This window comes from Marinobacter sp. AC-23 (assembly GCF_001858325.1).
Classification (GTDB): Bacteria; Pseudomonadota; Gammaproteobacteria; order Pseudomonadales; family Oleiphilaceae; genus Marinobacter.
In genome coordinates this window covers 20820-29840 of sequence record NZ_MBPP01000033.1, presented here as the reverse complement: position 1 = coordinate 29840, position 9021 = coordinate 20820, and the positions used below count along the sequence as shown (strand labels likewise).

7 protein-coding genes and 1 pseudogene are annotated in these 9021 nt (G+C 55.9%); 4 read left to right on the top strand and 4 right to left on the bottom strand.

Annotated elements, in window-relative coordinates; genetic code table 11:
• Positions 1-374 precede the first annotated feature (374 nt).
• Positions 375-1550 carry a type III PLP-dependent enzyme gene (locus BCA33_RS11790; protein ID WP_071266068.1) on the top strand — a complete coding sequence of 392 codons (1176 nt, stop codon included), beginning with the start codon at positions 375-377 and terminating at the stop codon, positions 1548-1550.
• A gap of 89 nt (positions 1551-1639) precedes the next feature.
• On the opposite strand, the gene BCA33_RS11785 is transcribed toward BCA33_RS11790, so the two are convergent.
• The 4 genes and pseudogenes from BCA33_RS11785 to BCA33_RS11770 all read right to left on the bottom strand — a co-directional run bounded on the left by BCA33_RS11785 (position 1640) and on the right by BCA33_RS11770 (position 6120).
• On the bottom strand, positions 1640-2830 hold the full coding sequence (locus tag BCA33_RS11785; protein ID WP_071266066.1) for a CynX/NimT family MFS transporter: 1191 nt from the start codon (positions 2828-2830) through the stop codon (positions 1640-1642).
• Between the two features lie 6 nt (positions 2831-2836).
• Positions 2837-3232 (bottom strand): ectoine synthase, encoded by a 396-nt coding sequence (locus BCA33_RS11780; RefSeq protein ID WP_071266064.1) that lies wholly within the window; start codon positions 3230-3232, stop codon positions 2837-2839.
• A gap of 50 nt (positions 3233-3282) precedes the next feature.
• Positions 3283-4711 (bottom strand): annotated as a pseudogene (locus tag BCA33_RS11775) (GTPase/DUF3482 domain-containing protein).
• On the bottom strand, positions 4708-6120 hold the full coding sequence (locus BCA33_RS11770; protein ID WP_071266062.1) for a DUF2868 domain-containing protein: 1413 nt from the start codon (positions 6118-6120) through the stop codon (positions 4708-4710). The pseudogene BCA33_RS11775 and the gene BCA33_RS11770 overlap by 4 nt, the downstream one beginning before the upstream one ends.
• A gap of 87 nt (positions 6121-6207) precedes the next feature.
• Here BCA33_RS11770 and BCA33_RS11765 point away from each other — a divergent pair, with 87 nt between their 5' ends.
• The 3 genes from BCA33_RS11765 (at position 6208) to BCA33_RS11760 (ending at position 8949) form a co-directional block, all read left to right on the top strand.
• Complete coding sequence (locus BCA33_RS11765) at positions 6208-6570, top strand: DUF6164 family protein (protein WP_071266060.1); 363 nt, start codon at positions 6208-6210, stop codon at positions 6568-6570.
• Between the two features lie 274 nt (positions 6571-6844).
• On the top strand, positions 6845-7201 hold the full coding sequence (locus tag BCA33_RS21825) for a D-(-)-3-hydroxybutyrate oligomer hydrolase (RefSeq protein WP_254774354.1): 357 nt from the start codon (positions 6845-6847) through the stop codon (positions 7199-7201).
• 26 nt (positions 7202-7227) lie between these two features.
• A complete protein-coding gene (locus tag BCA33_RS11760; protein ID WP_254774353.1) occupies positions 7228-8949 on the top strand; it encodes a D-(-)-3-hydroxybutyrate oligomer hydrolase in 1722 nt (573 codons plus the stop codon).
• Positions 8950-9021: the final 72 nt, after the last annotated feature.

Below are 9021 nucleotides of genomic sequence, written 5' to 3'. Positions count from 1 at the left end.
CCAGCCAAGAACAGCAGGGTGATGAGTGCTGCTGCAATGAGTCGTGCCATTGGGGGAATCCTGTGGTGGTCGGTTGTTGTTGGGGAATTATAGAGGGTTTAGGTGGGGTTCGCTAAGGCTCACGTTTGCGGTGGGCTGGGGAGCGGGTGTCTTCTTTGGKAAAAACAACTCGCTCCGCTCAGACATTTTTTCCCGACAGAAAAGACACCCCGCTCCCCAGCCTTTCGGCCGTTGGAGGTATTTTACCAATATTTAAATTATGAGTAGATTTGCTGATATCTGCGGGGTGGGGAAAGCCCGATTATCGCGATTATTGTCGGGACCGTTTTGGTTCTGGCGCATCGCTTTATTATCTCTGGAGGGAAACACCATCAATGACCGAGTCAGCCAACGCTAACATTGCCGATTACTACACCGCTGAGACCTTTAACCGGATCAAGGCGTTTGCGGATACCAAAGAAACACCGTTTGTGGTGATTGATACGGCCACCATTGATCGTCAGTACGACGAGCTGGCGGAAGGTTTCCCTTATGCCAATGTGTATTACGCAGTGAAGGCTAACCCGGCTCCGCAGGTTTTGACCCTGCTGCGGGACAAGGGTGCGAGCTTTGATATCGCATCGGTGTATGAGTTGGAAAAGGTGATGGGGTTGGGTGTGACCGGTGATCGGATCAGCTACGGCAACACCATCAAGAAGGCGCGGGATATTCGCACGTTCTATGAGAAGGGTGTGCGTATGTTCGCTACGGATTCGGAGGCGGATTTGCGTGTTATTGCCAAGGCAGCTCCCGGCGCGAAGGTGTATGTGCGCATTCTGACCGACGGCACGCAAACAGCCGATTGGCCGCTTTCTCGCAAGTTTGGTTGTGAGAGTGATATGGCCATGGATCTGCTGATCCTAGCCCGGGATCTGGGCCTGGTGCCTTACGGTGTTTCGTTCCACGTGGGTTCCCAGCAGCGCGAGATTGGCGCTTGGGACTCGGCTCTTAACAAGGTGAAGGTCATTTTCGAGCGTCTGAAAGAAGAAGACGGTATCGAATTGAAAATGATCAACATGGGCGGTGGTTTTCCGGCTAACTACATCAACCGGACCAACGAACTGGGTGTGTATGCATCAGAAATCACCCGCTTCCTGAAAGAGGATTTCGGTGATGATCTGCCTGAGATCATTATTGAACCGGGTCGTTCGCTAATTTCCAATGCCGGTGTTCTGGTGAGTGAGATAATTCTAATCGCCCGTAAATCCCGCACCGCTTTGCACCGTTGGGTGTTCACCGATGTTGGCAAGTTTAATGGTCTGATCGAAACATTGGATGAGGCAATCAAATTCCCCATCTGGACGGACAAAAAGGGTGAAGGCGAAGATTGCGTAATTGCAGGCCCAACGTGCGACAGTGCCGACATTATGTACGAGCACCACAAATATCCGCTGCCGCTGAACCTGGCCATTGGCGACCGTATGTACTGGCTGTCCACAGGGGCCTACACAACAACTTATAGTGCCGTGGAATTCAATGGGTTCCCCCCATTAAAGGACTATTACATCTAAAGCCCGAAGGCTGGGGTGCGGGGGTGTTTTTCCCAGAGGAAAAGACACCCCCGCACCCCGGCTCTGCACCATTGATCATGGGCAGGGCCTCACTGCCTTTGCAGGTTCAGTTTGATGGCCAATGGGGAGACTAGAACTCCGTAGGCAATCATTACTGCTATGGCGTGTCGAATGTCGCCCGTCCAGTCTGAGAGTAAACCGCCCAGCATGGGTACTGTGAAGGCCATGGTGTAGCCGACAAGGAAGTTGCCGGCGGATAGTCTGCCGGTTTCGCTGGCGGGTACCAGCAGCGGTGGTAACGCCACCATCATGATTAACAATATGCCGGCGGTGAAGCTCATGAAGGTCGCGCTGGCAATTGCCCACCACCCCGTAAACACCAACATCCCTATGGTTCCCAGCAGGCTGAGTATCAGCATGGTGATTAGCGGGGCTTTTTTACCTACCCAATAGCGTGCCATTTTCAGCATCAGCAGCGACGCAATCACTTGGGCGAAGTTGTACCAGAACAGGGCTTCGGTGAGGTTTTCGAACTCGCCTCGTTGCTCAAGCAAGGCAGCCAGGTAAGCGTTTACGCCGAAAAACAGGGAACCGGATACGCCAAGTAATAAGCCCAGCTTGAGAGTGAGCGGGTTTTTCCAGTCTGGTAACCAGGCGACTTTTCGGGTGGGCCTTGCAAGGTCTCGCTTGGGTAGGAGCAGGGCTGCGGCGACCAGCAATGCTGGCAGTGACCATACCAACATGGTTGCGCGCCAGCTGTTGTCCAGCAGCGGCATGATGACCGGCAGGGTGATACCGGCGCCGATGAATTCGCCCATCAGCATGCCATTCATGTAGATGGCGGAGCCAAAGGCTAGATGTTTGGGTTCCAGCCAACGTGGTAGCAGGGCCGGTAGCGCAGGTTGCATCATGGCAATACCTAGGCCCATAACCGCGCTAGTGAGCATCAAGGTGATGGTGTCTGGTGCCAGGCCACGACCTGCGGAACCAGCGACCATAATGAGCATGGCTAGCGCCAGTGTATTGCGCGGACCTATGCGGGATATGGACAGGGAGCCGGGCATGGCGCCTATGGCAAGCATGAGAATGGGCAGCGTGGTCAGGGCGCCAGTGAGGGCCTGAGAGAGTGCCAGCTCGTCACCGATAAACGGAGCTAACGGCGGCGCCACCAGTATTGGTATGCGCAGGTAAACTCCAGCGAGCCAAAGCAACGCCGCCACCGGCAGCAGGCTTGCTGTCGATGGCGGCGTGGATGGCACTGGGTGTTCAGTTGCAGACAAGAAAGATCAGTCTTCGCTGGTATCCGGCAGGTAAGCGCCATCTTCGTCGTGTACTTCCTGCCCAGTAACGGGCGGGTTAAACGAGCAGATTAGGCGCATGTCTTCCGTGCCACCGCGCAGGGTGTGCTGGTCATGCTTGTCGAGGGCGTACAGCGTGCCATCGGAAATTTCGTGGGTCTCACCGGTTGCTTTGTCGGTAATCGTGCCGTTGCCGGCCACGCAGTAAACCGCTTCCAGGTGATGCTTGTACCACAGGTTTAGTTCTGCGCCAGCAGGGATGATCGTTTCGTGGAAAGAGAAGCCCATACCGTCTTTTTTCAACAACATACGACGGCTGGTCCAACCTGGGCCATGCACTTCACGTTCGGTACCGATGATGTCCTGAACTCGTACAATTTTCATGAGCATTCCTCGCTTGGTGATGGAATATCTATACAGTATAAACACTCATTTCACATTCGATTCAACCGCCAGTCGTCATAAACTGCCATACATTGCTCTATGGCAACATGGAATTTATGTCGCTGACTTTCGTCCAGAGGCTGTTGTTTACGGCATTTGTCGAGGGTTTTCTGGATGGTTTGGCGGCTGGTTTTATCGAGGCGCTCCAACCAGTGGTGGTCAGCAGGCTCAAGATCCAGCAGCTCTCTTCCTGCGTGATTGCGGTGGCTTATGTGCCACCAGTGATCCACCGCCCGGCCCAATACCACGTAACCGAACTGGCTGTCTTGCACAGGTCCGAAGGTGGCTGTTTTCAGGCCATCGCGAAGCAGGCCTATATTCAAAGCTGGCAACGTGAGTTTGTCACCGTAAAAATAGCTCCCCGCAGCCCCGATCAGGCCGCCCACCAAGCGCCCGCGCCTAGCGATGTGCCTAAGGTGAGTGCGTCCAGGCCGACACCGCTGACCGCCCCTGCGCCAAAACCTGCTGTGGTCAAATAACGTTTGCTAACAGCCCAATGTTTGCGGCTGTCTTCAGAGAACAGATCATGATCGCTGTGCCATTCCAGTTCGGCTTCCTGGCGGCGGATGCTTTGGTGTTGATACAGGTGCTCGACCTCTACCCGCAGTGTTTGCTCACGCTGGCGTTGATGCTGGTACCAACGCTGCCGGAGCTGATCCGCAAGGGTGCTGTCGCTGGTCCCGGCGACTTGATCCAGGGTTAACGTGCGCTTTTCCTGAAATGACATCATGTCTTTCAGTGCTTTCGCAATGATGCCTGCGGCCTGAAGACGACGCTGTTCGCGCTGGGCGGAGAGGTGGTGAGTTGCCTCGCCGAGAGCCTGCTCCCAGTCTGGCTCAAGCTGACCAAAAGCCCGCAACAAACTCAAATGTTGCTCAAAAGGGGCGCGAACGGCGTCGAATTTGCGCACAACCTGAAAGAACTGCCCCAGCGCGGCTTGCCAGGTTGCGCTGTAATCGTCTGGCCCGATGCTGTTGATCAGCGCCAGGCTTGGCTGGCCTGTCCAGCGCAGAATGGTCATTTCGGCCTCGTGCTCGGCGCTGTATGGCGCAGAGCCATCTACCACGTAAATTATTCCAGCACCCTCAATCAGTGGTGCCAGCAGCTCACACTCGTCGGTAAAACGGCCGTCGCCTGATGCTGCAAAACAAATGCACGAACCGTTTCACTGTGATCCGATGCGGAAACACTGTGGGCTTCCAGCCACTCCAGCACACGCCGGGGGCGCTGAAAGCCAGGCGTATCCACCAGTGTGTAGAGAACTCTGCCATCCACACTCAGGGGGTAGGACTGCCGCTTACGCGTGGTGCCCGGCTCCAGTGCAATGGCTATGGCATCGTTTTGCGATAGGGTTGCCACCACGCTGGATTTACCCTTGTTGGGGTGGCCCACAACGGCAAAAATGGGTGCGGTATTCATTCCATAACTCCACCGTTCACGTCAGGAAGGGGGCCATGGGCCGGTATCAGGCTGACCGTTATAAACTCCGGCCCGGCCCGCATGGCGAATCTCAGCCATTGCTGAACCTGATGGGCATCCGGTTCTTGCTCAATGTGAGTAGCCAAGGGTACCAGAGCAATCTGCGTTCCCGCGGGCCAGAGCTCTTGCGCACTGATCAGAAAATCCTCCAGCTCTCCTGTGGGTGGCTCCCAGCTGCGGGTAACCAACAGAACAGAGCGGCAGGGTTCCTGAGCCAGTTGTGTGGCTACCTTTTCCAGGGTGTGCCGATCTTGCGCCAGGGTCATTCTGCCGCCGGCTTTGGCAATCAGGCTCTTGCCTGCACTGAGTGCATCTGGCAATTCCGGGTCGCCGGCACCGGCCCAGCACAATACAGTGCGGGCATCCGGCAACGGCTGTAACTTTAGGTGCGTTTCAGTGTCTGGCAGGTCTGTGGCGTCGTTATGGTCGTTGCCAGTTTCAAGGGCCGGTGTTTCCATACGGTACATCAAAGCATGCAGGGCCGGGTGGCTAGCCAGCAGATACCGGGCTTTGCGACGGATTAGCACATTGGCCAGTAAAGCAAGAATCAAGCGGGGCAGCAGTGCCCAGGTTGCCCAAAGCATAGCGATGAATGGCCACCACTGACCCCAGCGTGCTGGGTTAACGCCGCCTTCCCCCATGCTTGCGCGGAAGAACCGGGAGGCTTCCACAAGCGCTAAATCTGGCGCAGCGGCCGGCCATAACCAAGCCCAGGGTGCGGCGAGGGTTGAAATCAGTGCGTGATAGCCACTGGCGTTGGTCTCAAGTGTGGTGCTCCAACCAAAGGCAAGGTCTTGAAGCACCACCATCACCAGCAAGGTTGCCAGGCCGGCTAGCGCAAAGCAAAGCCCGCCAAGCTGTGCGGCCCGTGCCATGAGCACCGGCTGAAGCTTTAAGGAAACAGGCGATTCGGGATTGTTGCGAAAGCGCCGGAGCAGTGACCGCCATGGTTGCCAGCCGGCCAGAGACTGAGCTGTAGTCAGAAGCGCCAGCAAAAGCTGGAAGCCAACAAAGGCCAGAATAACGGTCACGTTGATGCGCTGGCCACCGTCATAGAACAGCAAGCCAAGCATGGCCAGTATGCCAAACAGGGTGCCTGCAGCCATAAAACCGCTGTTGATTCGCTGCCAGAAGCGCAAGGTGGGCACCGATGGAGAAGCAACTGCCCCCGGGCCGCTCAGGTGATTGATGTGGGCCATCCAGCTTTTCGGGGCGGGCGTTATGCCTTGCTGTTCACAAGTCAGTGCAAACTTGCGGTCCCGCCGATGCAAAAATGCCTGGGCCTGCCCCTTGTCTCTCTGGGCGCAGGCATCAAAATCCAGCAGCAGGCGGAGGGAGTGATCTGTCATGAACGGTTCCGGTGGTGAATTCGGTCTATGGGTCTTTGGTGTTAGGATATCGGTATTACCCTGTCCGATACCAGACAACGAGCCGTCATGCCCCACCACTTGATGAATTTGCGCCACGTGCCCGACGACGAAGCCGACGAAATTCGAGCCTTGTTTGATGACCACGACGTGCGTTTTTACGAAACCCCGCCAAGTCGGTGGGGTATCAGCATGGGTGGTTTCTGGGTGCACGATGATGACGAGGCCGAAAGAGCCAAAGTCTTGTTGCAGGAATACCAGCGTCAGCGAATGCAAAGCCAGCGTGAAACCTATGAAGCCTGGCGCCTACAAGGTGAGGGCGGCGGCATCTGGTATATGTTCCGGCACAAACCTCTACGTACGCTGGCCGCTTGCTTGGCTATTCTGGTGATTGCCGGCCTAAGCCTGCTGCCGTTCATTAAAATTGGTTAGTTTTCCACGACTGTCCGATATTCGCTACGGTGTCCTGTTTTCAGGACAGACAGGCCGGAGCGGCCGCTTGTCATTGGAACTCAGCTCTTTGTGTTGCCCCCTGCAGAGCCAGAAATGTCTGGAAATCTGGACAGTCGCTCCTTCGGAGTTTGATGAAATTATAGAATTATCAATAAAAACATTCAGATAGAATAATGGCACAAGATGCGCATATTGGTTGTTTCGGGCCTTGGGCCCGGCTTGTTCTTAACAACAAAAAAACAAGGAACGACCCATGAAACGTATCATGATTTGCACATTGATCAGCGTTACAAGCATCGCTCTGAGTGCCTGTAACGACAGCAAAAAAGACAATCCGCCCGCTGTAAGCGAGGCGCCCGGGTTTATCCAGGGCGACATCCTGCACACTCAATATGACGGCGTTACTGACGATCTTCTGACCGCGGGCCTTGGGGTCTCAGGCCTTGGCAGTGGCACAGCCCCTGTGTTCTCAGAACCACTCAATCCCTCCTCGGCCGAACTGCGCCAGCTTGCGATCTACAATAACTACCGGGCACTGGTGGATACCTCCCCAGGTGGTGGCTACGGCGAGTTTTTTGGCCCAAGCGTGGGCAATGACACCGAAGGCTGATTCCGGGCCATGAGTACCTTGCGTTTATGACGGTTACGGGCAGTGAGGTGCCTGTTACGGTTATGGCGCAGATTCCTGACAGTTTTGATGTACAGAACCCATGCATGATCACCGCGCCGTCATCCGGCTCTCGGGGAATATATGGTGCCATTGGTACAGCTGGCGAGTGGGGGCTAAAAAAAGGCTGCGCTGTGGTCTATACCGATAAAGGCAGTGGCACGGGGTCGCACAATCTGGAATCCAACGCCGCCCAGCGCATTGATGGCACTTTGACTACTTCCGATGAGCCAGTGCAGTTCCGGGCGGATCTTACCGCGAGTGAGCGCGATGATTTCAATGCAGTCTCAGCCGACCGCTTCGCCTGGAAGCACGCTCATTCGAAAACCAACCCTGAAGCGGACTGGGGGCGCCATGTTCTGCAGTCGGTTGAGTTCGGGTTTTGGGCTCTTAACAAGCAATTTGGCAGCGACAGCAACGCCAATGCTATTACGCCTGAAAATACCCTGGTTATTGCCTCAAGCGTATCTAACGGTGGTGGCTCATCGGTTCGTGCGGCTGAGCAGGACACGAAAGGCCTGATCGACGGTGTGGCGGTATCTGAGCCCAATGTAAATCCGGTTGTGGATACCGGGTTCAGCATTGTGAAGGGTAGCGACGCGCCTATCACCGAGCACAGTCGCAGCCTGCTTGAATACACCACGGCACTTGCGGTATACCAGGGGTGTGCCAATCAGGCGCCGGCCATTCGTGACACGGCTCCGTTGAATGCAGCTTTTAACCCGCCGGTTATCGGCGAGAATATCTGCACGTCATTGGGATTAAAAGGGCTCGTCACAGGTGCCACCACTGACGAGCGTGCCGCTGATGCGTTGCGCATTCTGAATGAGGAATTTGGGATCCAGTCCGAGCAGAACCTGCTTGCGCCCATACATTTTGCCTCCAACGTTGCCCAGAGCATTTCCATGACCTACGCCAACGCCTATGGCCGCGCTGGTGTCGAGGATCGTGTGTGCGGGCTTAGCCTGGCTGCGACCGACGGCGCAGGTGCGGTAACTCCGCTTACACCGGCTGCGGAAGCGGCAGCATTTGCAACCAGTAACGGCATTCCGCCTACCGCAGGGGTCAATCTTGTATACGACGATGCAGTCGGTCAGCCAACGCTCCTAACGGCAAGTATGTCCCCCAGCAGCGGTCAGATGGATTATGGCCTGGATGCCTTGTTATGCCTGCATAGCCTCGCAATGGGTCGTGATGTGATTAACGATACAGAACTGACCGGTGACCAGGCTGCATTGGCTGAGGCCATTGCTGAGGGCGTCAGCGAGATCCGGGCAACCGGAAACCTCCAGGGCAAGCCCGCGGTATTTGTGACCGGTCGGGCCGACGCTGTTCTGCCCATCAATCACACCTCCCGGCCCTATTTCGGGCTTAACCAGCAAGTGGAGGGCGAGGGCAGTGAGCTTCGTTATTACGAAGTGCTCAACGCGCATCATCTGGACGTACTGAACGGCTTTCCTGCTGTTGGTGCCAGTTATGTGCCACTGCATCACTACTATTTTCAGGCCCTGGATCTGGTGTGGGATCGCTTGACCAACGGCACGCCGCTGCCGCCAAGCCAGGTTGTCCGAACGACGCCACGAGGAGACTCAACACCGCTGGCACAGATCAACCTGCCTGCGATTGCAGCACAGCCTCCGGAGGAAGACCGTATTCATCTGATTGGTGGTGAGTTACGCATACCTGATTGACGGCGTTCGGGCTGCTCCACGTCATCTCTCATTTGCTCACGCCGCAGAGAGGGCCATATACTTCCGAAAACA

What these genes read in the sequence shown, in the direction of transcription:
- BCA33_RS11790 (WP_071266068.1), top strand. Translation starts at nt 375, where the DNA reads ATGACCGAGTCAGCCAACGCTAACATTGCCGATTACTACACCGCTGAG.
- BCA33_RS11765 (WP_071266060.1), top strand. Translation starts at nt 6,208, where the DNA reads ATGCCCCACCACTTGATGAATTTGCGCCACGTGCCCGACGACGAAGCC.
- BCA33_RS11760 (WP_254774353.1), top strand. Translation starts at nt 7,228, where the DNA reads ATGACGGTTACGGGCAGTGAGGTGCCTGTTACGGTTATGGCGCAGATT.
- BCA33_RS11770 (WP_071266062.1), bottom strand. Translation starts at nt 6,120, where the DNA reads ATGACAGATCACTCCCTCCGCCTGCTGCTGGATTTTGATGCCTGCGCC.
- BCA33_RS21825 (WP_254774354.1), top strand. Translation starts at nt 6,845, where the DNA reads ATGAAACGTATCATGATTTGCACATTGATCAGCGTTACAAGCATCGCT.
- BCA33_RS11780 (WP_071266064.1), bottom strand. Translation starts at nt 3,232, where the DNA reads ATGAAAATTGTACGAGTTCAGGACATCATCGGTACCGAACGTGAAGTG.